Raw genomic sequence first — 24861 nt, 5'->3', positions numbered from 1 at the left:
CGACGCAGGAAGCGCCGCCCTCTGGAGAACAATCATGACGTCATCGATCGATTCGCCCGCCGTACCGGACGACCCCGCACATGCCGATCACCGCTGCGGCGACGACAGCGCGCTGCGGCCCGTTCATGCGCCGCCGGCAATCGCCGCCGGCTTCGAGGTGCGTGTCCAGTACGCGTCGATCGACGTCGACGCGGAGATCATGCCGATCGCGCGCAACCCGCGCGTCGGCGCGGTCGTGAATTTCCTCGGCGTCGTGCGCCAGACCGGCGATTTCGACGACATCGTCGCGCTCGAAATCGAGCACTATCCGGGCATGACCGAGCGGTCGCTGTGGAGCATCGTCGAGGAAGCGTCCGCGCGCTGGACGCTCGAAGCGGTCAGGATCGTTCACCGGATCGGCCGGATCGCACTCGGCGAGCCGGTCGTGCTGGTGGTCGTCGCCGCGCCGCATCGCGCGTCGGCGTTCGACGCGTGCGAGTTCCTGATGGACTTCCTGAAGACCCACGCGCCGTTCTGGAAAAAGGAAATCCGGCACGACGGCACGGCCGAATGGGTCGAGGCCAAGGCGCGCGACGACCAGGCGATGCGACGGTGGGGCTGATACGCCCGCCGCCTTTCTTTCCGCCTTTTTCCTTCAGGCAACGAGCCACCATGAGACTGACGATCAAGTACTTTGCGAGCATTCGCGAACAACTCCGCATCGACGAAGAAACCGTCGAGATCGATGCGGCCGAACTCACCGTCGACGCGTTGCGCGACTCGCTCGCCACGCGCGACGAGCAAACCGCCGAAGCGCTGCACCGGGATCGCCCGGTGCGCGTCGCCGTCAACCACGAGATGGTGAACGGCACGTTCGTCGTGCACGAGGACAGCGAGATCGCGTTCTTCCCGCCCGTCACCGGCGGTTGAGCGACGCCGCTGGGTGTGGTGCGACGTGCGATGCGCGCCGTGACGCGCATCGCTTTCCACCGTTCAGCGCGCGCAGATCGCCGCGAGCTTGCCGACGGTGATCACCGCCTGCTCGATCTGGCTCGACCACGGGCTGCTGTAGTTCAGCCGGATGAAATTCCGGTAGCTGTCGGAAATCGAGAACATGTAGCCGGGCCCGATCGTGATCCCCTGCTCGAGCGCGAGCTGATACAGCCGCATCGCGTCGACCTTCGCCGGCAGTTCGATCCACAGCACGTAGCCGCCGGCCGGGCTCGAAATGCGCGTGCCCTCGGGAAAGAACCGCGACACGATCGCGCGCATCAGGTTCGCCTGCTGCGCATACGCCTTGCGGATCCGGCGCAGATGATGCTCGTAGCCGTCGCGTTCGAGATACTCGGCGATCGCGAGCTGCGGCAGCGACGGCGTCGCCAGCGTGTTCAGGAATTTCAGCTTCTCGACCTGGTCGCGGTAGCGGCCCGGCAACGCCCAGCCGATCCGGTACGCGGCGGTCAGGCTCTTCGAGAACGACGAGCAATGCAGCACGAGCCCCTTCCTGTCATAGGATTTCAGCGTGCTCGGATGCGTATCGCCGAAATACAGTTCGTTGTACACGCCATTCTCGATGATCGGCAGCTCGGCCTTCGCTGCGAACTCGACCAGCTCGCGCTTGCGCTCGTCCGGCATCTGGAAGCCGAGCGGGTTCTGGAAGTTCGGCATCACCATGCACGCGGCGATCGGCTGCGACTTCGCGATCGCCGCGAGCGCCGCGATGTCGATCCCGTACTCCGGATGCGTCGACACCTCGATCGCCTTCATCCCGAGACGCTCGATCGCGTGCAGCATCGCGTAGAAGGTCGGCGACTCGACGGCAATCACGTCGCCGGGTTTCGCGACCGCCTGCAGGCACAGGTTGATCGCCTCCGTCGCGCCGACCGTGATGATGATCTCGTTCGGATCGACCGACATGCCGTTTTCCAGGTAGCGGCGCGCGATCTGGCGCACGAGCCGTGGATGGCCGGGCGGCAGCCCTTCCGTCACGCCCCACAGCGACTTGTCGCGGCCGGCCGCGTACGCATAGCGGTTCAGCTTCTCGAACGGAAACAGGCTCGGGTCCGGATACGGCGAGCCGAGCGGCACCGCGTCGTCGACGCCGATCGAGCGCAGCGTCGACAGCACGAGGCGGCTCACGTCGACCGATGACGAAATCGCGATCGGTTTCGACGGGCGCAGGTCGCGCACCTGTCCGTTGCCGTCGTCGCGACGCAGGTTGACGAAGTAGCCCGACTGCGGCCGGCTTTCGAGCAGGCCGCGGCTTTCGAGCAGCAGGTACGCGTGCAGGACCGTCGTGATGCTGAGCCGATGCTGCTGGCTCGCCTGCCGCACCGATGGAATCCGGTCGCCGTGCCGGTACACGCCCTGGCGGACCAGGCGCTCGATGTCGTCCGCAAGCTTTTCGTAGAGTTTCATCGCGCGCTCCCTGCCGCGGCCGGCTGTCGATGCGTCGCGATCCTGCCGTTCGGTTTTGCCTGTTCCATCATGGTGGGCTCTCGTGAAGATGCATCCGCAAGCCCGATCTCCCGGGACCTGCGGCGCTGTGCTTTAGATGATGGAAGAGTAAAAGCAGAACAGTCGCCCGCGAGCGCACACATTCATCGTGCCCGCAAGAGTACAGTTTAGGCAAACAGCCAAGGTGTGTACGAACTGTATGTCTTATGAAATACCCGATGGGGTCGGCGGTGTGGTCGGATGAAGGGCCGGATGACTGGCGGGAGATGCGCCGGATAGGCGTCGGAGGCTGCGCGACAAAAAACAAAAACCGCGAGACGTCGCCGGCTCGCGGTTTTCGGGATCCCGCCGACATCACGCGTCCGGCAGCACCACCACCTTGCCCTTGACCTGCCGGTTCGCGATCCGGGCGATCGCGTCCGCCGCGCCGGCGAGCGGCACGCGCTCGGTAATCACGGGGCGCACCTTGCCGGCCGCGAACCATTGCGCGAGCAGGCGCAGGTTGGCCGCATGCTGCGCCGGATCGCGGCGCACCGCGTCGCCCCAGAACACGCCGAGGATGTCGCGCTCCTTCAGCAGCGCGAGGTTCAGTGCAATCTTCGGAATCTCGCCGGCGGCGAACCCGACCACGAGATAGCGGCCGCGCCATGCGGTCGCGCGCAGCGCCGTCTCGGTGTACGCGCCGCCGACCGGGTCGTAGACCACATCGGCGCCACGTCCGCCGGTCAGTTCGTCGACGCGGCGCCGCAAGTCTTCAGTCGCATAGTCGATCGTCTCGTCCGCGCCCGCGGCGCGACAGAGCGCGAGCTTGTCGCCGCTCGACGCCGCCGCGATCACGCGCGCGCCGAGCGCCTTCGCGATCTCGATCGCCGCGAGCCCGACGCCTCCCGCCGCGCCCAGCACGAGTAGCGTCTCGCCCGCTTGCAGGCGCGCACGCTGCTGCAACCCGTGCAGCGACGTGCCATAGGTGAGCACGAACGCGGCGCCCTCGTCGAACGCCATGTCAGGCGGCAGCGCAGCGATCTGGCGCGCGTCGGCGACACACTGCTCGGCGAACCCGCCGTGTCCGGTCGATGCGATCACGGCATCGCCGGGCTGCCATCCCGTCACGCCGTCGCCGACCGCGTCGATCACGCCCGCGAATTCCGCGCCCGGCGAAAACGGCAGCGCCGGTTTCATCTGGTACAGGCCCTGGACGATCAGCGCATCGGGAAAATTGAGCGAGGCCGCCTTCACGCGGATCCGCACCTGGCCCGCGGCCGGCTCCGGGACGGCGACGTCCTCGATCCGCAATTGGTCGATCGGACCGAAAGCGGTACATAACAAGGCTTTCATCAGTTCGTTTCTCCTTGTGCGGCATCACGAGCCGCTTCCTGTTCGTGCAACTGGTGCAACGGAATCCTGCCGCTGCCCGATTTCAGTAGCGCATTCGGCAGCGCATTCACGAACCCGACGAGAGCGTCACGTCGAGCCATAGCCACGCGACGACGAGATGGCCGAACGCCTGGATCCCGTGCGTGCCTTCGTGGATCGGATTCAGGCGGTTGTCCCGATAAAGGCGCTCGACCGCGTAGTCGCGCGTATAGCCGTAGCCGCCGTGCACCTGGATCGCGAGGTCGTTCGCGGCGAGGCACCACTGCGACGGCCAGCTTTTCGCGATCGGCTTCAAATGCTGGCGAACAACTCATGTCGACGATCGACAAACGCCGGCGAAAAATTTAGCACGGTCGTTCGCGAACCGCAACGCGCGATTCCGTCGGTTCACGCGCACGCGCCTCCAGCACCGTCGTCCCGGTATCATCTGAACATTGGCCCGGCGGGAACACCGATGGATGAGCAGAACCTCGACGCCGTGGCAGAATCGCCGAAACGATCACACCTGATCAGAGTCATGCGTTGAAAGGGATTCGCCGAATCACGCCGGATCTCGCCGGGAGACAATGCAGGCCGCCTCTCGCCGCGCTTTCAGCTCAGCCCTGGTCGGACGCCGACACATGGATATGCAGCTAACCGAACAACAAGTCCTGGCGCTGGCGCCGGACAGCGGCTCGGCCGCGAATGGCAGGAAGCTGGCGCAACCGAAGCAATGGCCGATGCTCGGGCGCAACGCGCGTGCGGTCTGGGGCGAATGCCAGGGCAGCGGCAAGAATCCCTATCAGGTGCGCGTGGACTTCAGCGATTTCGCGAGCAAGTGCTCCTGTCCGAGCTTCAAGTTCCCGTGCAAGCATGCGCTCGGCCTGCTGATCCTGGCCGCCAGCCAGCCCGCTGCCGTGGCCGACGCCGACGAGCCCGAATGGGTCAGCGACTGGCTCGACAAGCGCGCGGACAATGCGGCCCGCAAGGAGGCGCGCGCGGTGGCCAAGGCCGACGCGCCGGTGGACGAAGCGGCGCAGCACAAGCGCGCCGAAAAGCGCGAGAACCGGGTGCGCGACGGGATGGCCGGGCTGCAGGTCTGGCTGGAGGACCTCGTGCGCAATGGCCTCGCGCGCTTGCCGGCGCAGGGGCCGGCCTTCTGGGAACAGATGGCGGCACGCCTCGTGGACGCGCAGGCACCGGGCCTGGCCGCGCGGGTACGCGCATTGGCCGATATTCCGGGAAGCCGCGAAGACTGGCCCGAGCGTCTGCTGGCCGAGCTTGGCCGCCTCGCGCTCGCGGTGCGCGCATACGAGCGGATCGACGTGCTCTCGCCGGATCTGCAACAGCAGTTGCGCCAGCTGATCGGCTTCAGCGTGCGTGAAGAAGACGTGCTCGCACACGGCGAAGGCTTGCGCGATCGCTGGCACGTGATCGGACAGGTCGCCGACACGGACGAGCGCGTGCGGGTGCAACGCACGTGGCTCGTCGGCGAGGCCAGTGGCCGGCCTGCGTTGCTGTTGCAGTTCGCCGCGGGCAATCAGCCCTTTTCCGCCATCTGGCCGCCAGGCACCGCGTTCGACGGCGAACTGGCGTTCTGGCCGTGCACCGGATCGCGGCGCGCAATGCTCAAGGGTGCCGCGACCGCATTGCCGTTGCCTGCCGCGTTTCCGCGTGCGGATGATTACGCCAGTTTGCTCGACGAAGCGGCCAATGCGCTGGCGGCCAACCCCTGGCACGATCGTCTTGCCACCGTACTCGACGCGATCGTGCCCGCATACACGGGCAGCGCATGGCACGCGGTCGATTCGACCGGACATGGCCTGCCCCTGCACGGCGGCGACCATTGGCTCTGGCTGGCCGTGACCGGCGGGCGTCCTCATCCGGTCGCCGTCGAGTGGGACGGACGCGCGCTTCGGCCGTTGGGCCTGTACATCGACGGGCGCTATCAAGGCCTGGCAGGAGACGCGTGATGCAAGAGCTGATTCGCACCGCGCTGGTCGGCACGGCCAACGTATCGCACGATGCGCCGACGCTGGCAGAGATCGACGCGCTGTTGCCGGAAGGCACGAGGGAGCAGCGCCTGTTATGGCAGGCCGGCAGCGTTGCCGTCCATCACGAAGCCGGACGCCTGCCGCGGACAGCGTCACGGCCGGCGGCCGCGCCGGATGAAACCTTGCCGGAAACACCCGCTGCGATCGCATCCGTGCTCGCGGCCGCTATCGCCAACGAGATACCGGGGCTGGGCGAATGGCTGGCGCCGCGCGTCGCGCAGGCTGGCTGCCGGCTGCCGCCCGCGCTGCTGCCGCTCGTTCTCGGCAAAGCTGCGACATTGACACGCTGGCGCGACGCCCTCGGCGAACGCGGGCGCTGGCTTGCGTCGCACAACCCGGACTGGGATGCGCGGCTGACGAAATTCACGCCGAGCGACCTCGATGAAGCCGCCCTGCTGCGTACCTGGGACGAAGGCGACACGGCCGCACGCGCCGACGCACTCGTCGCACTGCGCGGCATCGATGCGGCGAGCGCGCGCGAACGGCTGGCCACCGTCCTGCCGAAGGAAAAGGCCGACGCCCGCCAGCAATTTGTCAGTGCGATGGCAGCAAACCTGGGCATGGACGACGAGCCGCTGCTCGAGAGCCTGCTCGACGACCGCGCACAAACGGTGCGCGCGGCGGCGGCAAGCCTGCTCGCCCGCCTTCCGGCCTCCGCCCTGATGCGTCGCATGACGGCGCGGGCCGACGCGTGTGTCCGATGGCAGGCGGCCACGCCCGCGAGCGGCACCGTCGCCAGGGTCGCCGCCTTCCTGGGCAAGCGCACCGCGCCGGCGCTGACCATCGATATCCCCGACGAACTGCCGAAGGACTGGGCACGCGACGGCATCGTCGATGCAACAGCGCCCGGAGAAGGCAGACGCGCATCTTGGCTGCGCCAGCTGCTGTCGGTGGTGCCGCCCGCGCGCTGGAGCGATGCCGCGGGCGCTGAAGCGGACGCGCTGATTCCGTTGATGGCGGACAGCGACTGGGCCGAATCCCTGCTGTCCGGCTGCGCCACCGCCGCGTGCGAGGTGGGTGACTCCGCGTGGTCGGCAGCGTTCCTGCGCTGCGCGCTGAGTCGAAGCAAGCCGCCGGCGCAGTTGAGTGCACTGATCCTCACGCTATGGAAGTCTTCGCTTCCCGCCGTTCGCGAAGGCGAGCTGTGCCGCCAGCTTGCGCTCGGCAATGTCGACATGGCGGCCATGCTCGCCCGTCACCTCGATGCGCCGTGGCCGCCCGAGGTCGTCCGCACCTTTGCGCGCACGTTCTTCGCCGACGACAGGCAGCGCCGCACGCCGGAGGACCTGATGCAGCGCTACGACCTCGCCGTGCTGTCGCCCGTCATCGAACTGTATGCCGGCTGGCTCGGCAGCGTCTTTGCCGGCCAACCCCGAATGCTGGAGCTGGCGCGTGAAATCGTCACGCTCGTGCAAGCCAAACAAACCGTGATCAAGGAGATGCCGCTGTGAGCGCCAACCTCAATACCGTGCTGCGCCAGCATGCCGAAACGCAATATGCGGAAGAACTGGCGGAACTCGCGCGCCACGACACGCGTGTGCGGCCCGCGAACTGGAAGCTGTCGCCGTGGGCGGTCAAGACCTACCTGCTGGGCGGCAAGCTCGACAACGGCTTCGAGATCACGCCGAAATACATCGGCAGCGGCCGCCTCATCGAGATTGCCGTCGCCACGCTGGCAACCGACCGCGCACTGCTGCTCTACGGCGTGCCGGGCACCGCGAAGAGCTGGGTGTCGGAGCATCTGGCGGCAGCGATCAGCGGCGATTCCACGCTGCTGATCCAGGGCACGGCCGGCACCGACGAGACCGCGTTGCGTTACGGCTGGAACTACGCGCGCCTGCTGTCGGAAGGCCCGTCGGAGCAGGCGCTGGTGCCGAGCCCGATGCTCAACGCGATGCGCGAAGGCAAGCTCGCGCGGCTGGAAGAGATGACACGCGTGCCAAGCGAGGTGCAGGACACGCTGATCACGCTGCTGTCGGAAAAGACGCTGCCCGTGCCCGAGCTCGGCATCGAAGTGCAGGCGCAACGCGGTTTCAACGTCATTGCAACGGCCAACAACCGCGACCGCGGCGTCAACGAGATGTCGTCGGCGCTGATGCGCCGATTCAACACCGTGATCCTGCCGACGCCCGACACCTTCGACGAGGAAGTCGCGATCGTCAGCCGCCGCGTGGACGAGCTGGGCCGCGCGCTGGCGTTGCCGGCCGAAAAGCCGGCGCTGGAAGAAGTCCGCCGCGTGGTCGCCGTGTTCCGCGAATTGCGCAACGGCCTGACCGAAGACGGCAAGACGAAGCTCAAATCGCCGAGCGGCACGCTGTCGACGGCGGAAGCGATTTCGGTGCTCGGCCACGGCATGGCGGTTGCCGGCTACTACAGCGACGGCGTGTTGCGCGCGGCCGACCTCGCGGCCGGCCTGACCGGCGCGATCGTCAAGGATCCGGTGCAGGACAAGCTGGTCTGGATGGAATACCTGAAGACGGTCGCGAAAGAGCGTGACGGTTGGAAAGACTTTTACCGCGCCTGCATGGAAGTCGCCTGATGGCGGTTCGCTACTACGGCATCCGCCACCATGGCCCCGGCTGCGCACGAGCGCTGAAGGCCGCGCTCGCGGCGCAGCAGCCCGATATCGTGCTGCTGGAAGGGCCGCCCGAGGCGAACGATGTGGCCGCGCTGGCCGGCGACGCCGCGATGCAGCCGCCGGTCGCGCTGCTCGTCTACCCGGGCGAAGCACCGCGGCTGGGCGTGTTCTACCCTTTTGCGGAGTTCTCGCCGGAATGGCAGGCGATTCGTCATGCGACGGCGCACGACGTGCCGCTGTGGTTCATCGATCTGCCGGTCGCGCACGGTTTCGCCGAAACCCTCGCGCGCGAACAGGCTGCCGCCGAAGCGGCATCGGCAAACGATGCGGGCGACGTCGGGCTCGCGAAAGAGACCACTGAAGTCGATGACGTCGACGGCGATGCCGCGGAAGCGACCACGGAAGCCGCCGGGCCGGAGACGCCGGACGACGCGCTGCCGTCGGGCTGGCGCATGGATCCGGTCGGCGAACTGTCGCGCGCGGCGGGCTATGACGATCACGAGCTGTGGTGGGAAATCGAAGTCGAGCAGCGACGCGACGCCGGCGAGCTGTTTGCCGCGATCGAGGAAGCGATGACGGCGTTGCGCGAACATGCGCCTGCACCATCGTTGCGCGAAGCGCGACGCGAGGCCCATATGCGCACGCGCGTGCGCGAAGCCCTGAAGGCCGGCTACCAGAACGTCGCCGTCGTCTGCGGCGCCTGGCACGTGCCGGCGCTGACGCAGGCTGCCAGGATCAAGGACGACACGGCGCTCCTCAAGGGTTTGCCCAAGACCAGGACCGAAGCGACCTGGGTGCCGTGGAGCGACGATCGCCTTGCCTTTGCCAGCGGATACGGTGCGGGCGTCGAGTCGCCCGGCTGGTATCGTCATCTGTGGCAAAGCCCGGATCGCGCCGGATTGCGCTGGGTGACCGAGGGCGCGCGCCTGATGCGAGCGGAAGGGCTGGACGCATCGTCGGCCAGCGTGATCGAAACGGTGCGTCTGGCTGACGCGCTCGCCGCGATGCGCAACCTGCCGCTGCCGGGGCTGGCCGAGCAGCGTGACGCGATGATGGCCGTGCTTTGCCGCGGCGAGGCCGAACCGCTGGCATTGATCCGCCGCAAGCTCGAGGTCGGCGACCGGCTGGGCAGCGTACCCGCGTCGGCCGTTGCCGCCCCGTTGCAACGCGACCTGGAAGCGTGTCAGAAGCGCGTACGCCTCAAGCCGACGACGGAAATCAGGCAGATCGACCTCGACCTGCGCGAAGACGGCGGCCGGCAACGCAGCTTGCTGCTGCATCGGCTCGATCTGCTCGACGTCGGCTGGGGCACGCTGCTGCGGGACAACAACCGCACAGGCACGTTCCGCGAAACCTGGGAACTGCGCTGGCAGCCGGAGATGATCGTCGCGCTGATTGCCGCCAGCCGTTACGGCAACACGATCGAGGATGCAGCAACGCATCGCCTGTGCGAGCGTGCGCGCGCAGGCGCCGAGCTGCCCCGGCTGACCGGGATGCTCGACCAGGCCGTGCTTGCGCGGCTACCGGTCGCCATCGATGTGCTGCTTGCCTGCGTGCAGACGCAGGCGGCCGTCGCGGCCGATCTTGCGCACCTGATGACCGCATTGCCGCCGTTGGCGCGTGTGGCCCGGTATGGCGACGTGCGAGGCACGGCCGCCGCCGACCTGCACCCGATCATCGAAGGGCTGGTCGAGCGCATCGTCGTCGGTTTCGCGGCAGCTGCAAGCCATATCGACGAAACCGCTGCCGCCACGATGCTGGAGCACATGGATGGCGTGCAGCGCGCACTCGATACGCTGGACACGGCGGCATTGCGCGACAGCTGGTTCGATTGCCTCATCGACCTGACCGCGGACGCCGCCGTGGCGCCCGCGGTACGCGGCTTTGCATTGCGCCTCGCCTTCGACCGCCAGCGCATCGGCGCGGACGAGCTCGCACGCCAGGCCGGCCTGGCACTCGCCACCGCGATACCGCCGGCCGAATCCACCGGCTGGCTGACCGGGCTGCTGCGCGGCAGCGGCCTGCTGTTGCTGCAGCACGATGCGCTGTGGCGTGTCATCGACGCTTGGCTCGCGGGCCTCGCGCACGACGTCTTCATCGAGCGCTTACCGCTGCTGCGCCGCGCGTTCGCCGATTTCCAGGCTGCCGAGCGGCGCGAAATGGGTCGCAAGGTCCGACGGCTCGACGCGCCAGCCACTGCGGCAGCCGCTGCAGCCGAACTCGACCACGCACGTGCCGCTCGCGTGCTGCCCGTGCTCGCCGCCATCCTGGGGAAGTGACATGAGCGTCAACACCGATCTCGAAACCGACCGCATGCAGCGCTGGCGCCTGGTTCTGGGCAGCGAGGCCGACGAAAGCTGCGGCGCGACGTTGCCCGCCGAACTCGTCCGCGCCGACAACGCGCTTGCCGCGCTGTATGACAGCGAACGTACGGGTGGCCTGGGCGCCAGCAACCCCAACGTGGCGCGTTGGCTTGGCGATATTCGCGAGTTTTTTCCGACATCCGTCGTGCAGGTCATGCAGCAGGACGCGCTCGAACGGCTGAACTTGCGCAAGATGCTGCTGGAGCCAGAACTGCTCGAAGCGGTCGAGCCGGACGTCCATCTCGTCGCCAGCCTGATGTCGCTGTCGCGCGTGATGCCGGCCAAGACCCGCGACACCGCGCGCCGGGTGGTGCGCCGCGTGGTCGACGAGCTCGAGCGGCGGCTCGCCGAGCCGATGCGTCACGCGATACGCGGCAGTCTCAACCGTGCGGAGCGCAACCACCGGCCGCGCCTGAATGAAATCGACTGGCATCGCACCATCCGCGCCAATCTGTCACGCTATCTGCCTGAACAGCGGACGGTGATCGCGGAAAAGCTGGTCGGCTATGCGCGCAAGCGTTCGGCTTTGCGTGATGTCGTGCTGTGCGTGGACCAAAGCGGATCGATGGCCGCGTCCGTCGTCTACGCGGGGGTGTTTGCCGCCGTGATGGCGTCGCTGCGGGCCGTCCGCACCCGCATGATCGTGTTCGATACCCATGTCGTCGATCTGACCGATGAAGCGGGCGATCCGGTCGACCTGCTGTTCGGCGTCCAGCTTGGCGGCGGCACCGACATCAACCGTGCGTTGGGCTATTGCCAGCAGGTCATCGACCGCCCCGAACAGAGCATTCTCGTGCTGATCACCGATCTGTACGAAGGCGGCAACCAGCAGGAGATGCTGCAGCGTGCCGCGGCGTTGAAGGCGGCCGGCGTCAACGTCATCTGCCTGCTGGCGCTGGCCGACAACGGCGCGCCCGGGTACGACCATCAGAACGCGGCGAGTTTTGCCGCGCTCGGTATTCCCGCGTTCGCTTGTACGCCCGACCGTTTCCCTGAACTGATGGCCGCGGCCATCCAGAAGCAGGATATTGCGCTTTGGGCAGCGCAGCAGGGTTTTGTCACGAATCGCGCGGAATGATCGGACGGGTTCGATCGACGATCGCCGCCCAGGCCCGCACCCCGCATCCCCCCGGATGGCAATCGCACCCGATCGAATACGGCGGAAACAAAAAACCCGCGAGCGCTTGATTTCTCGCGGGTCTTTGGAACGTCATGAAAGCGATCCTGGTGCCGGGGACCGGACTCGAACCGGCAAGCCAGTTAAGGCGGCGGATTTTCATCACACTGCTTCTTTCGAAGTCGGCATCGTCTGAACAATGCCGTTCGTGCGCTGGACTATGCCTTCGCCATCGCGCGCGGGCCGCAGCCCGTGCGCCTTAGGCGCCCCCCGTCTAGTCTCTACACCTTCCTCGCGCGAGCCGCGAGGCTTGGCTCGGCGTTGCCTCGATGCATCGCATCAGGGGTTTCGCCGAATTTGAAGGGTTCTGCACCAACCGTTTCCGGCCGGGCACTCAAACTTTTAAGTCCGCTATGTTTACCAATTTCATCACCCCGGCAAGGGCGGACGGGATTCTACCACTGCTCGCCCGGGCGTTCGTCATTTGAACCTGTCGCGTCCCGCCGGATCGTCGGGCCGATGGTCGGGCCGATTGATCCCGGCGTCTGCCCGTCGATGCTACCTGCCCCGTATCACTTGTCATCCGCGCCCGGAACCGCGACGCGGCACAGCGCAGCGTCTGTCCCGATGCCGCCGCATCGTTCGCATGCTCCGCGCCGCTCGCCTTACATCCGGACAATGAAAGGCTTCGATTTCGCTTGATGCCGACACACGCGATCAATCCGTCCGATTCCGCAATTTTCACCGGATTTTCGATGCGCGGAACAGATCGATCCATTGAATTAAGCCATTCTTAAGCCAGATCGTGATAAACGCCGCCTGCCCCGCCAGTCAACGGACGCACGCATGTGCAGCATTTCACCGAAACGAAATATATCGGTCTTAGGCTGACCTGCACCAAGGTAACAGACGGTAATAAGTCAACCCGATTCGTCAGGCACGAGTCTATTTGTTAGGAAAACATAATGTTAAGAAAGCACCTGTTAATCGCAATGTCAGCATCGGTCTTTCTTGCCGCGTGTGGCGGAGACGACGCAACTTCTACTCCCGGCGTCGCACCGACCAACACTGCCACGGTTCCGAACACCGCCACCGCCTCCGGCTACTCGCTGTCGGTATTCGCAAAAGCGCCGACGTCCACGCAAAAGCCCGACTCGATCGTCCAGTTCAACAACACGATCTTCATCGGCTACCAGAAGGCCGGCGACGTGAAGGACGGTTCGGTGCCGGGGCTGACCAACGACATCGTGCAGTACGACCTGAACGGCAACGTGCTCAAGACCTACACGGTGCCGGGCCACGTCGACGGCCTGATGGCGCGCGCGGACACGAACGCGCTGTGGGCGATGTCGAACGAGGACGGCAACCCGGTACTGACGATCATCGACCTGAATGCCGGCACGCAGAAGACCTACTTGCCGACCGTCAACCCGACCGCGCACGGCGGCGGCTTCGACGACATGCAGATGCTCAACGGCAAGATCTACGTGAGCGCGTCGAACCCGACGACGCCCGGCGCCGCCGCACCGACGGTCGTCCAGCTCACGCTGAACGCGAACGGCACGACGTTCGACGTCGCGCCCGTGCTGGCCGGCAATGCGCATGCCGTCGACCTGACGCCGTCGGTCGGCGGCTCGGCGAACCCGACCTTCAACCAGCCGGTGACGCTGAGCCTGACGGATCCGGATTCCGAAGCGATCGATCCGTCCGGCAACCTCGTGCTCGACAGCCAGGCCGACGGCAAGCTCGTGTTCATCCACAATCCGGGCCCGAGCCAGAGCGTCGGCGTATTGACGCTCACGCTGTTCAACGACAAGGACGGCCCGGTGTATCCGGTCGACGATACGCGCTGGGTGCCGGCTCCGGGCGCGCAGGGCAAGACCTTCATGCTGTTCACCGACGCGAGCAACACGACCTATCGCGTCGATGCGCCGTTCAGCCAGGGCGATGCGTACAGCGCCGGCCAGGGCCAGGTGATGAAGCTCGATACGACGACCGGCCACCTGACGCCGGTCGTGACGAGCGTCGGCAGCGCGTCGGCGCTTCAGGACCCGCACGGCGTGCTGTTCGTCGCGCTGTAACCTCGGCATGCGCGCGCCGCGTGTCGGCCCTCGAGGCCGGCAGGCGGCACGCGCTCCGCACCTTCCCACCTGCCCCGCCCACGACAACCGGTTCCGCCGCTACAATCGACACCCTGCAGCGCGCGCGCTTTCGTCACACGATAGCGCACCCGGCCCTCCGATATGCCCCCATCACACGTCATCGGAAGGTCACAAACGTTTTCGATAATCAGGTCGCCGAAAACGTTTACATCGCACTGCCCTCATGACCCCGACCATCAAGGATGTCGCCGCCCTCGCCGGCTTTTCGATCGCTACCGTGTCGCGCGCGATCAATGCGCCGCACACCGTGAGCCCGGCGACGCTCGAAGCGATCCGCACCGCCATCGACACGCTGAAGTTCCGCCCGAGCCCGCTCGGCCGCCAGTTGCGCGGCGAGCGCACGCGGCTCGTCGGCGTCGTGCTGCCGACCCTCGCGAACCCTGTGTTCGCCGACTGCCTGCAAGGGATCGACGAACTCGCGACCGCGGCCGGCTTCAAGCTGATCCTGATGACGACCGAATACGACGCGGCGCGCGAGCGCCACGCGATCGAGACGCTGCGCGAGCAACGCGTCGAAGGGCTGATCCTGACCGTCGCCGACGCGGACACGCATCCGCTCCTCGACATGCTCGATCACGACGGCTCGCATTACGTGCTGATGCACAACGACACGCAGCGCCGCCCGTCGGTATCGGTCGACAACCGCCGCGCCGCGTACGACGGCGTGCGGCTGCTGACCGCGCGCGGCCACCGCCGCGTGCTGATGCTCGCCGGCTCGCTCGCCGCATCGGACCGCGCACGGCAGCGTCATCTCGGCTATGCGCAGGCGCTCGAGGAAAGCGGTGTCGCGCCGCTGCCGCCCGTCGAGATCGACTTCAATGCGCCCGAGCTGCCCGACGCGGTGCTCGCACACCTGACCGCGCGCGCGACACGCCCGACCGCGCTGTTCTGCAGCAACGACCTGCTCGCGATGGTCGTGATGCGCGGGCTGCGGCGCGCGGGCTTCTCGGTGCCAAACGACATCTCGGTGCTCGGCTTCGACGGCATCGCGATCGGCGAACTGCTCGCGCCGCCGCTTGCGAGCGTCGCAACGCCGAACCGCGACATCGGCCGGCACGCATGGGAGCGGCTCGTCGAATACATCGGCGGCAAGCGCGTCGAGCGTAAGTCGCTGATCCTGCCGCACACGGTGCGCGACGGCGCGACGGTCGCGTCCGTCGATTCTGTCATCGCGTCGGCCGACCTGCGCGCGCGCGAAGCCTGACCGGGGCGGCATACGCGCCGCCGCTCACCCACACGCTCAACCGGAGACCCCCACGTGACCTTTCGCCTGTCGTCCCTGCTGCGCGCATTCGCCGCGCCGCTCGCCTGCGCTGCGCTCCTCGCCGGTGCGTCGTCCGCCTACGCGGAAGACACCGCGATCTGCTACAACTGCCCGCCTGAATGGGCCGACTGGGCCGCGCAGATCGCCGCGATCAAGCAGAAGACCGGCATCCGCGTGCCGTTCGACAACAAGAACTCCGGCCAGGCGATTGCGCAGCTGATCGCCGAACAGCAGAGCCCGGTCGCCGACGTCGTCTATCTCGGCGTGTCGTCGGCGTTCCAGGCGAAGGACAAGGGCGTGATCGCGCCGTACCGGCCCGCGCACTGGAACGACATCCCGGCGAACCTGAAGGACCCGCAGGGCTACTGGTTCGCGATCCACTCGGGCACGCTCGGCTTCTTCGTCAACAAGGACGCGCTCGAAGGCAAGCCGGTGCCGCGTTCGTGGGCGGACCTGCTGAAGCCCGAGTACAAAGGGATGGTCGGCTACCTCGATCCGTCGAGCGCGTTCGTCGGTTATGCGGGCGCGGTTGCGGTCAACCAGGCGCTCGGCGGCAGCCTCGACAACTTCAAGCCGGCGCTCGACTGGTTCCGCAAGCTGAAGGCGAATGCGCCGATCGTGCCGAAGCAGACCGCGTATGCGCGCGTGCTGTCGGGCGAAATTCCGATCCTGCTCGACTACGACTTCGACGCGTATCGCGCGAAGTACAAGGATCACGCGAACGTCGAGTTCGTGATTCCGAAGGAAGGCACGATCGCGGTGCCGTACGTGATGAGCCTCGTAAAGGGCGCGCCGCACGAAGCGAACGGCAGGAAGGTGCTCGATTTCGTGCTGTCCGACGAAGGCCAGAAGCTGTGGGCCAGCGCGTACCTGCGTCCGGTGCGTGCGCAGGCGATGAGCGCCGACATCGCGTCGAAGTTCCTGCCCGCGAGCGACTATGCGCGCGCGAAGGCCGTCGACTTCGGCAAGATGGCCGCAGGCCAGCAGGCGTTCGGCCAGCAATACCTGCAGGTCATGCAGTGACGGCAGGACGCCCGCGATGCTCGACCTGACCTTCCCGCTGCGCTGGCGCATCGCGCTCGTCGCGCCCGCGCTCGCGGTGTTCGCCGCGTTCTGGCTGCTGCCGATGGTGTCGCTCGCACAGGTGTCGGCGAACGGCGCGTTCGTCACGCAATATGCGTCGCTGCTCGGCAATGCGCGTTACATGAAGAGTCTCGGCGAAACGGTCGCGCTGTCGGCGGCCGTTACGCTCGCGACGCTCGCGCTGTCGACGATCTCGGGCCTGCTGCTCGCGCGCCGCGAATTCGCCGGCAAGCGCGTGCTGCTCGCGCTGCTGACGTTTCCGCTCGCGTTTCCGGGCGTCGTCGTCGGCTTCATGGTGATCATGCTCGCGGGCCGGCAAGGGCTGATCGGGATGCTGTCCGCGAAGCTCACCGGCGACAAGTGGGTGTTCGCGTATTCGGTCGCGGGGCTGTTCGCGGGCTACCTGTACTTCTCGATCCCGCGCGTGATCGTCACCGTGATCGCGGCCGCGTCGAAGCTCGACCCGTCGCTCGAGGAAGCCGCGCGCTCGCTCGGTGCGTCGCCGTGGCGGATCCTGTGGGACATCGTGCTGCCGGCGCTCGCGCCGGGCCTGATCGCGGCCGGCGCGATCTGCTTCGCGACCGCGATGGGCGCGTTCGGCACCGCGTTCACGCTCGCGACCGACCTGAACGTGCTGCCGATGACGATCTACACCGAGTTCACGCTGAACGCGAACATCGCGACGGCCGCCGGCCTGTCGATCGTGCTCGGCATCGTCACGTGGGCCGTGCTCGCGCTCGCACGCCAGTTCACCGGCCACACCGCGGCTGCGGCCGCCTGAGGTTCACCCGATGCATTCGCTTTCCGATTCTTCCGCGCCGTCGCCCGCCCCCGCCCCCTCGCGCGCGAACGGTGCCGCGCGGCGCACGCCGCGCGTGACCGGTGCGCGCGCAATCGCCGCGCTGCAGTGGCTCGTCACGCTGCTGCTGTGCGCGTTCCTGATCGTGCCCGTCGTGATGTCGGTGCTCGCCGGGCTGACCGTCAACTATTTCCGCGGCCTGTCGAGCGGCCTCACGCTGCGCTGGCTCGAACAGGTGTGGGAGCAGTATCACGGCTCGGTCGCTCTGTCGCTGTACGTCGCATTTGCGACGCTCGCGATCGTGCTCGCCGTCGGCGTGCCGGCCGGCTATGCGCTCGCACGCAGCAAGAACCGCGCCGCGCGCGTGATCGAGGAAGCGCTCGTGCTGCCGGTCGCGCTGCCGGGGCTCGCGTCCGCGCTCGCGCTGCTCGTCGTCTATGGCGGCTTCAGCGCGTTCCGGATGAGCCTGTGGTTCATCGTCGCCGGCCACGTCGTGTTCACACTGCCGTTCATGGTGCGCGCGGTCGCAGCCGTTGCGGCAGGTGCCGACCTGCGCACGCTCGAGGAAGGCGCGGCAAGCCTCGGCGCGTCGTTCGTCACACGCTTCGTCACGATCGTGCTGCCGAACCTGCGGCCCGGCATCGTCGCGGGCGCGCTCGCGGTGCTCACGCTGTCGATCGGCGAATTCAACCTCACGTGGATGCTGCATACGCCCGACACGAAAACGCTGCCCGTCGGCCTCGCCGATACCTATGCGTCGCTGCGTCTCGAAGTCGGCAGCGCGTACACGATCCTGTTCCTGCTGATGACGCTGCCGCTGCTCGTCGCGATGCAGTGGCTCGGCGTCGATCCGTCGGGCACGCGCACACCGAAGCGCCGCAAGCGCTGATTTCGTATTCCTATGAAACTCGATTCGATCCCGATCACTCTGACCCGCTGCGCGAAGACGTTCCGCGGCACCCGCGTGCTCGAGCCGCTCGACCTGACGATCGGCGCGGGCGAAACGCTCGTGCTGCTCGGTCCGTCGGGCTGCGGCAAGACGACCACGCTGCGCCTGATCGCGGGCCTCGACACGCCGGATGCCGGCGGCACGATCGCGTTCGGCGACGACGACGTCACTGCGCTTCCGATCGAACGCCGGCAGGTCGGCATGGTGTTCCAGAACTACGCGCTGTTTCCGAACCTGACGGTGCGCGGCAACGTCGGCTACGGGCTGAAGATCCGCAAGACCGAGCCGCGCGTGCTGCGCGAGCGCGTCGACGATCTGCTCGCGATGATGCGGCTCGACGCGCATGCGGACAAACCGGTCGACCAGCTATCCGGCGGCCAGCGCCAGCGGGTCGCGCTCGCGCGCGCGCTCGCGGTGCGCCCGCGCGTGCTGCTGCTCGACGAGCCGCTGACCGCGCTCGACGCGAAGCTGCGCGATGCGCTGCGCCGCGAGATGAACGCGCTGTTGCGCGAACTGGGCGTGACGACCGTCTACGTGACGCACGACCAGGCCGAGGCGATGGAGCTCGGCGACCGCATCGTCGTGATGAGCGCGGGCCGCATCGAGCAGATCGGCACGCCACGCGACATCTACTACCGGCCCGCGAACCGCGCGGTCGCGCAGTTCATCGGCACGCTGAACCGGGTTGCGGGAGAATGGCGGGACGGTGCACTCGTGACGACGGGCGGCAGGCTCGTCACGCCGCACGCCGCCGACGAATGGTTCTTCCGTCCCGAGGACGCGCAGCTCGCGGACCCCGCGCACGCGCCGCTGCGCGGCGCGGTCGGCGCATGCGCATTCCTCGGCGAACGCACCCGGCTCACGATCGAGCACGCTGCGCCCGACGCGCTCGTGATCGACGTGCCGGGCCGCGTCGAACTCGCTCGCGGCACGGCTGTCGGCATCACGGTCGCACCCGAAGGGCTGATCGCGCTCGCTGCGTGACACACGCCCCACGATAACCATTCGATCCGAGGAATGACGATGCTGCTTGCACACATCAGCGATCTCCACATCAAGCGGCCGGGCCAGCTCGCGTACCGGCGCGTCGACACGGCCGCCGCGCTCGCGCGCTGCATCGCACGGCTGAACGCCCTCGAGCCGCGCCCCGACGCGGTGCTCGTCACCGGCGACCTGACCGATTTCGGCCACGACGACGAATACCGCCATCTGCGCGAGCTGCTCGCGCCGCTCGAGATTCCGTACTACCTGATGGTCGGCAATCACGACGATCGCGCGGCATTGCGCCGTGTGTTCGGCGACCGGCCCGAATGGCAGGACGGCGAGTTCGTGCAGTACGCGCTCGATGTCGGCGTGGTGCGAATACTCGCGCTCGATTCGCAGGTGCCGGGCACGAGCGCCGGCGACCTGTGCGACGCGCGTCTCGGATGGCTCGCAGCGCAGCTCGACGCCGCGCGCGAGCGGCCCGTGATCGTCGCGCTGCATCACCCGCCGTTCGCGTCGGGGATCGGGCACATGGATGCGCTGCGGCTCGCGCCCGCTGCTGCCGCGAAGCTCGATGCGCTGCTGCGCGGCCATCCGAACGTCGAGCGCGTGCTGTGCGGCCACGTGCACCGGACCATGTTCGCGCGCTTCGGCGGCACGATCGCGTCGGCCGTGCCGGCGCCCGCGCACCAGGTTGCGTTCGACCTGCGCGACGGCGCGCCGTCGGCGTTCCGGCTCGAGCCGCCGGCGTTCGCCGTGCATCGCCATACGCCGGATGCGGGCCTGGTCACGCATCACGTGTACGTCGACGAAGGCGACGGGCCGTATCCGTTCTACGAACCGACGGGCGAACTCGTCGACTGAACGGGCAGATCGTTGCGTGCCGGATGCGTCCGCTTCGGCACGAACGGATTCGATGACGGCAGCGCTGCCCGCTGCAAGATTGGGCACCGAATCCGCGGCCGGGCGGCGTGCCGTGTGTTCGGCCGCAGCGCCCGATACCGCGAGCCTGTCAGGATTCGCGGCCGGTCCGTTGACCCATGCGACTCCGCATCGCCGCGCGCCCGGCAGGATTCACGGTGCTCCGGTATGATCGGCACCCATCGTTCGACGCTTGGCGGGCACGGCCATCCGCGACCGTGCCCGCGCAGGCGTCGCCGCCCTCGACTGCCCGGTACCGCCATGTCTTCCGCTGCCACCGACCAACCGACCCACGACGCCGCGTCGCCCCACTACTCGCGCAGCCTGCTGTTGCTGCTCGCGACGATCGCGGGCGTGTCGGTCGCGAACATCTACTACAACCAGCCGCTGCTCGACAGCTTCCGCGAGGCGTTTCCCGACCGCGCGGCGTGGATCGGCGCCGTGCCGACCGCGACACAGCTCGGCTATGCGGCCGGCATGTTCCTGCTCGCGCCGCTCGGCGACCGTTTCGACCGCCGTCTGCTGATCCTGCTGCAGCTGGCCGGACTGTCGGTCGCGCTGATCGCGGCGGCCGCCGCGCCATCGCTCGCCGTGCTCGCGGCCGCGAGCCTCGCGATCGGCGTGCTCGCGACGATCGCGCAGCAGGCCGTGCCGTTCGCCGCCGAAATCGCGCCGCCCGCCGCGCGCGGGCAGGCGGTCGGCACCGTGATGAGCGGGCTGTTGCTCGGGATCCTGCTCGCGCGCACGGCGGCCGGCTTCGTCGCCGAGTATTTCGGCTGGCGCGCGGTGTTCGGCGCGTCGGTTGCCGCGCTCGTCGCGCTCGCCGCGGTGATCGTGCTGCGGCTGCCGAAGAGTTCGCCGACGTCGACGCTGCCGTACGGCAAGCTGCTCGGTTCGATGTGGCACCTCGCGGTCGAATTGCGCGGGCTGCGCGAAGCATCGCTGACGGGCGCCGCGCTGTTCGCCGCGTTCAGCGCGTTCTGGCCCGTGCTGACGCTGCTGCTCGCCGGCGCGCCGTTCCATCTCGGCCCGCAGGCGGCGGGCCTGTTCGGCATCGTCGGTGCGGCCGGCGCGCTCGCGGCGCCGTATGCGGGCCGCTTCGCCGACAAGCGCGGGCCGCGCACGATCATCTCGTTCGCGATCGCGCTGCTTGCACTGTCGTTCGTGATCTTCGCGCTGTCCGGCGCGAGCATCGTCGGGCTCGTGATCGGCGTGATCGTGCTCGATGTCGGCGTGCAGGCCGCGCAGATCTCGAACCAGTCGCGCATCTATGCGCTGAAGCCCGAGGCGCGCAGCCGCGTGAACACGGTGTACATGGTGTGCTATTTCATCGGCGGCGCGCTCGGGTCATCCGCCGGCATCGCCGCGTGGCGTACGTTCGGCTGGATCGGGATGTGCGCGACGGGCCTGCTGTTCTCCGCGCTCGCGGGCTGGTGCCACTATCGCGGCGGCAAGCGCGGCAGTTGAACGCGTGCCGCGCGCGCCGCCGTCATGCGTCGGCGGCCGGGCGCGCGGATGCCGACGTGGCGGTCGCTGCGGGCGGCCGGACGTGGGTTGGCGTGGAGGTCGGTGCAGGCGATGATTCGGAGGCCGATATGGAGATCGTCGCCGGCGTCGGCGCGGACACTGATGTGGATGTCGTTGCCGGCGTCGGTTCGGACACTGACGTCGACGTCGCTTCCATCGTCGACACGGATGTCGTCGCAGACGTCGGCATTTGAGCCGACATGGATGGCGCTGCGGTCGCCGGCGCGGACGCGGACACCGACGCCGGAGCACTCGCTGCAGCCGCTTGCGACACGCGCCGGCGCGCGGGGTCGAACACGAACGACAGCCCGACGCTGCCGAGAATCGCGAGCGTCGCGACCACCGTCGCCATCGTCACGGGTTCGCCGAGCATCAGCGCGCCGAGCGCGACCGCGACGATCGGGTTCACGTACATGCAGCTGCTCGAGATGATCGGGCTCGTGTGGCGGATCAGGTAGCCGTACGCGACGTACGCGGCCATCGTGCAGAACACCATCAGGTACACGAACGCGAACACCGGCACCACCGCGAGATGTTCGATGCGCTCGCCGAGCAGCCACGCGACGAGCGTCGACATCAGGCCGCCGAGGCCGATCTGCAGCGACGTCGACAGGAACAGGTCGGACGGCAGCTTGAGCCGCGTCGACAGATGCGCGCCGCCCGCCCAGAACAGCGCGCCGGCCAGCACGGAGATCGTGCCGAGCGCCGAATTCGTCTCAGCCGCGCCGCCCGAATTCAGCACGACGATGCCGACCATTCCGAGCGCGACGGCCGCCCACTCGCCCTTCGTCACGGGCCGCCCCGCGACGGCCGCAATCACGGTCGCGAACAGCGGCACGGTGGCGACCATCACCGCGGCCGAGCCGCTGCTGACGGTCCGCATTCCGAGCGCGATCGTGCCGGACGACAGCGCGACGAGCATCGTGCCGATGATCGCCGCATTGCGGACTTCGACAAGCGTCGGCCATTCCGGCTTGCGCCGCAGCGCAAAGATGAACAGGCCGATCCCGCCGAGCAGGTTGCGCAGCCCCGACAGCAGCAGCGGCGGGAACGACTGCAGCGCGAAATGCAGGCCGCTGTAGGTCGAACCCCAGACGAAATAGATGAACACGAGCGCCAGCGCGACGCGTCCGCCGCGGCTTTGCGGCAGGCGGATCGGGTGGCGGGCGAAGAAATCGAGGAGCCGGTCGAGCGGGGTCATCGATCAGCCTGCCCGCACGGCGTGTCGCGTGCCCCGTTGAAGAACGCCGGAACAACCGGCAAACGGCCCGGACGGGGCCAGGACGGCGGGGGCAAACGTGCGGAACGACATGACAGTGCGAACGGCGACGAAGTAAACCGGCGGGGCCGGCGACAGAGGGACATGAAAACGTGCGCAAACGCTTTGGCTGCGCATGCTCGGCATTATGGCACCACGGATTCGAAAGGATCTTCAGGCCTGGCTGAAAGGTGATCGACTGACGTTTCGGCGCGACAGTTTCGGTGCGGCCGGCGAGGTGTGGCCGGCGAGGTGCGGCGCAACCAACCGAAGCCCGGCACTTTTTTACCCGCGCGGTCCATTTCCCCCTCAAGGTCGCGTCCGCACCTGCCGTTTACCCGACCATAACCCTGATCGCATCATGGTTTTGTCAGACGAAAAGATTCGTCGCACGCGTTCCGGGATAGCGGGTTTCTCGTTTCGATATGGATGACAGGGTATGGGCAAACTGACAGGCACAATCAGGTTCAAGATCACGCTCGCGTTCGGCGCGTGCGTAGTCGTGATGGTCGCGATCGGGCTGATGGGAATGCGCGGGCTGTCGACATTGAGTTCCGACATGAGTTCGATGTATACGGAAGGCGCCGTGCCGCTCGAAGATCTGGCCGGCGCTCAGGCAGCGTCGCTGCAGATGCGCGTCGCGCTCGACGAGCTTGTCTCGCAAACCGACCGGACCGCCGCGAAACGCACGGCCGAACACATCCGTGAGCTCGACAAGAAGCTCGCCGCCTCGTGGAACGATTACTACCCGTCGCGCGTGACCGCCGACGACGAGCGCAGGGTCGCGGACCGGATCGCGGGCCAGCTCGGCGATTTCCGCGCGCTGACCGGCACCGCGCTTTCATCGGCCGATGCGGGCACCGTCGACGCAGCCGGCGCGACGCTCGACAAGATCCGCCCGATCGGCGACGCACTGGCCGGCGGCATCGGCGAAGACATCACGATCAACGCGAACCAGATCAAGGACTCCGCCGCGCAAGGCAACGACACGTTCCACCGGCTGCTGTGGGCGTCGATCGTCGTGCTCGCCGTCGGCGTGGCCGCCGCGACCGGCGCGTGGCGCTACCTGCTGCGCGCGATCACGCAGCCGCTCGACGCGGCGATGAATGCGGCCCGGCGCATTGCGGACGGCCAGCTCGAAACCGGGCTCGACATCCGCTCGAACGACGAATTCGGGCACCTGCTGATGGCGCTGCGCCAGATGGACACGCAGCTCGCCGACATCGTGCGCGGCATCAAGGCGTCGAGCGAATCGATCCTCGTCGCATCGGGCCAGATCGCGGCCGGCAACATGGACCTGTCGTCGCGCACCGAGGAACAGGCCGCGTCGCTCGAAGAGACCGCGGCGAGCATGGAAGAGCTGACCGCGACGGTCAAGCAGAACTCGGACAACGCGCGCCAGGCGACGACGCTCGCGACGAGCGCATCGCAGGTCGCGGACAACGGCAGCGAAGTCGTCGAGCGGATGCTCGCGACGATGGCCGAGATCAGCGCGAGCTCGACGAAGATCGCCGACATCACCGGGCTGATCGAAAGCATCGCATTCCAGACCAACATCCTCGCGCTGAACGCGGCCGTCGAGGCCGCGCGCGCGGGCGAACAGGGGCGCGGCTTCGCCGTCGTGGCCGGCGAGGTGCGCAGCCTCGCGCAGCGCGCGTCGAGCGCCGCGAAGGAAATCAAGGACCTGATCCAGCGCTCGGTGACGACCGTGCACGAAGGCTCGACGCAGGCGGAGGCGGTCGGCCGCACGATGGGCGACGTCCGGCAGGCGATCCGCCGCGTCGCGGACATCAACGCCGAGATCTCGGCCGCGTCCGACGAGCAGAGCCGCGGCATCGAGCAGGTGAACATGGCGGTCAGCCAGATGGACGAAGTGACGCAGCAGAACGCGGCGCTCGTCGAAGAGGCGTCCGCGGCCGCGCAGTCGCTCGAGCAGCAGGCCGCAGAACAGAAACGCGCCGTCTCCGTGTTCAAGCTCTCCGGCGACACCGGCGCGCCCGCGCCGGCGGCCCC

General features: G+C 67.8%; 19 protein-coding genes and 1 pseudogene. 16 read left to right on the top strand and 4 right to left on the bottom strand.

Going from position 1 to position 24861, the window contains the following annotated elements; all coding sequences use genetic code 11:
• Positions 1 to 34 precede the first annotated feature (34 nt).
• Positions 35 to 601: a molybdenum cofactor biosynthesis protein MoaE gene (locus G3N94_RS14760; RefSeq protein ID WP_205793192.1), complete on the top strand. Its 567-nt coding sequence runs from the start codon at positions 35 to 37 to the stop codon at positions 599 to 601.
• A gap of 50 nt (positions 602 to 651) precedes the next feature.
• Entirely contained in the window at positions 652 to 909 is a 258-nt protein-coding gene (moaD, locus tag G3N94_RS14755) for a molybdopterin converting factor subunit 1 (RefSeq protein WP_205793190.1), read from the top strand.
• Between the two features lie 63 nt (positions 910 to 972).
• On the opposite strand, the gene G3N94_RS14750 is transcribed toward moaD, so the two are convergent.
• From G3N94_RS14750 to G3N94_RS14740, 3 genes and pseudogenes are all read right to left on the bottom strand, one after another.
• A complete protein-coding gene (locus tag G3N94_RS14750; protein WP_205793188.1) occupies positions 973 to 2397 on the bottom strand; it encodes a PLP-dependent aminotransferase family protein in 1425 nt (474 codons plus the stop codon).
• 393 nt (positions 2398 to 2790) lie between these two features.
• Positions 2791 to 3771, bottom strand: a complete 981-nt coding sequence (locus G3N94_RS14745) for an NADPH:quinone oxidoreductase family protein (protein ID WP_205793186.1) — start codon at positions 3769 to 3771, stop codon at positions 2791 to 2793.
• Positions 3772 to 3886: 115 nt separating this feature from the next.
• A pseudogene (locus G3N94_RS14740) lies at positions 3887 to 4099 on the bottom strand (acyl-CoA dehydrogenase family protein); the annotation flags it as partial.
• Between the two features lie 277 nt (positions 4100 to 4376).
• Here G3N94_RS14740 and G3N94_RS14735 point away from each other — a divergent pair.
• The 13 genes from G3N94_RS14735 to G3N94_RS14675 all read left to right on the top strand — a co-directional run bounded on the left by G3N94_RS14735 (position 4377) and on the right by G3N94_RS14675 (position 21530).
• Positions 4377 to 5762, top strand: a complete 1386-nt coding sequence (locus G3N94_RS14735) for an SWIM zinc finger family protein (RefSeq protein ID WP_241021853.1) — start codon at positions 4377 to 4379, stop codon at positions 5760 to 5762.
• Entirely contained in the window at positions 5762 to 7294 is a 1533-nt protein-coding gene (locus G3N94_RS14730) for a DUF5691 domain-containing protein (RefSeq protein WP_205793184.1), read from the top strand. The genes G3N94_RS14735 and G3N94_RS14730 overlap by 1 nt, the downstream gene beginning before the upstream one ends.
• Positions 7291 to 8382: an AAA family ATPase gene (locus G3N94_RS14725; protein WP_205793182.1), complete on the top strand. Its 1092-nt coding sequence runs from the start codon at positions 7291 to 7293 to the stop codon at positions 8380 to 8382. The genes G3N94_RS14730 and G3N94_RS14725 overlap by 4 nt, the downstream gene beginning before the upstream one ends.
• Complete coding sequence (locus G3N94_RS14720) at positions 8382 to 10700, top strand: DUF5682 family protein (RefSeq protein ID WP_241021852.1); 2319 nt, start codon at positions 8382 to 8384, stop codon at positions 10698 to 10700. The genes G3N94_RS14725 and G3N94_RS14720 overlap by 1 nt, the downstream gene beginning before the upstream one ends.
• Before the next feature lies 1 nt (position 10701).
• Positions 10702 to 11862: a VWA domain-containing protein gene (locus G3N94_RS14715; protein WP_205793180.1), complete on the top strand. Its 1161-nt coding sequence runs from the start codon at positions 10702 to 10704 to the stop codon at positions 11860 to 11862.
• 1031 nt (positions 11863 to 12893) lie between these two features.
• A complete protein-coding gene (locus tag G3N94_RS14710; protein ID WP_241021851.1) occupies positions 12894 to 13982 on the top strand; it encodes a hypothetical protein in 1089 nt (362 codons plus the stop codon).
• Between the two features lie 244 nt (positions 13983 to 14226).
• Entirely contained in the window at positions 14227 to 15267 is a 1041-nt protein-coding gene (locus tag G3N94_RS14705; RefSeq protein ID WP_205793178.1) for a substrate-binding domain-containing protein, read from the top strand.
• A 54-nt stretch (positions 15268 to 15321) separates the two neighbouring features.
• The gene (locus G3N94_RS14700) at positions 15322 to 16350 is read left to right on the top strand and encodes an ABC transporter substrate-binding protein (protein ID WP_205793177.1); all 1029 of its coding nucleotides are present in this window, start codon (positions 15322 to 15324) and stop codon (positions 16348 to 16350) included.
• 16 nt (positions 16351 to 16366) lie between these two features.
• Complete coding sequence (locus G3N94_RS14695; RefSeq protein ID WP_205793176.1) at positions 16367 to 17191, top strand: ABC transporter permease; 825 nt, start codon at positions 16367 to 16369, stop codon at positions 17189 to 17191.
• A 10-nt stretch (positions 17192 to 17201) separates the two neighbouring features.
• Entirely contained in the window at positions 17202 to 18098 is an 897-nt protein-coding gene (locus G3N94_RS14690) for an ABC transporter permease subunit (protein WP_205793175.1), read from the top strand.
• A 12-nt stretch (positions 18099 to 18110) separates the two neighbouring features.
• On the top strand, positions 18111 to 19142 hold the full coding sequence (locus G3N94_RS14685; protein ID WP_205793174.1) for an ABC transporter ATP-binding protein: 1032 nt from the start codon (positions 18111 to 18113) through the stop codon (positions 19140 to 19142).
• A 39-nt stretch (positions 19143 to 19181) separates the two neighbouring features.
• Entirely contained in the window at positions 19182 to 20006 is an 825-nt protein-coding gene (locus tag G3N94_RS14680) for a phosphodiesterase (protein WP_205793173.1), read from the top strand.
• A gap of 318 nt (positions 20007 to 20324) precedes the next feature.
• Positions 20325 to 21530: an MFS transporter gene (locus G3N94_RS14675; RefSeq protein ID WP_205793171.1), complete on the top strand. Its 1206-nt coding sequence runs from the start codon at positions 20325 to 20327 to the stop codon at positions 21528 to 21530.
• 22 nt (positions 21531 to 21552) lie between these two features.
• Here G3N94_RS14675 and G3N94_RS14670 read toward each other — a convergent pair whose 3' ends face one another.
• Positions 21553 to 22791, bottom strand: coding sequence for an EamA family transporter (locus tag G3N94_RS14670; protein ID WP_205793169.1), 1239 nt, complete (start codon positions 22789 to 22791; stop codon positions 21553 to 21555).
• A 496-nt stretch (positions 22792 to 23287) separates the two neighbouring features.
• Here G3N94_RS14670 and G3N94_RS42955 point away from each other — a divergent pair.
• Positions 23288 to 24861: methyl-accepting chemotaxis protein (locus tag G3N94_RS42955; RefSeq protein WP_205793167.1), on the top strand; the 1574-nt coding region annotated here is incomplete at its 3' end.

It is taken from the genome of Burkholderia sp. Ac-20353 (assembly GCF_017104785.1).
In the GTDB taxonomy this organism is placed as follows: domain Bacteria; phylum Pseudomonadota; class Gammaproteobacteria; order Burkholderiales; family Burkholderiaceae; genus Burkholderia.
Note: the sequence above shows the minus strand (reverse complement) of the source record. Positions and strands in the feature narration are given on the sequence as shown.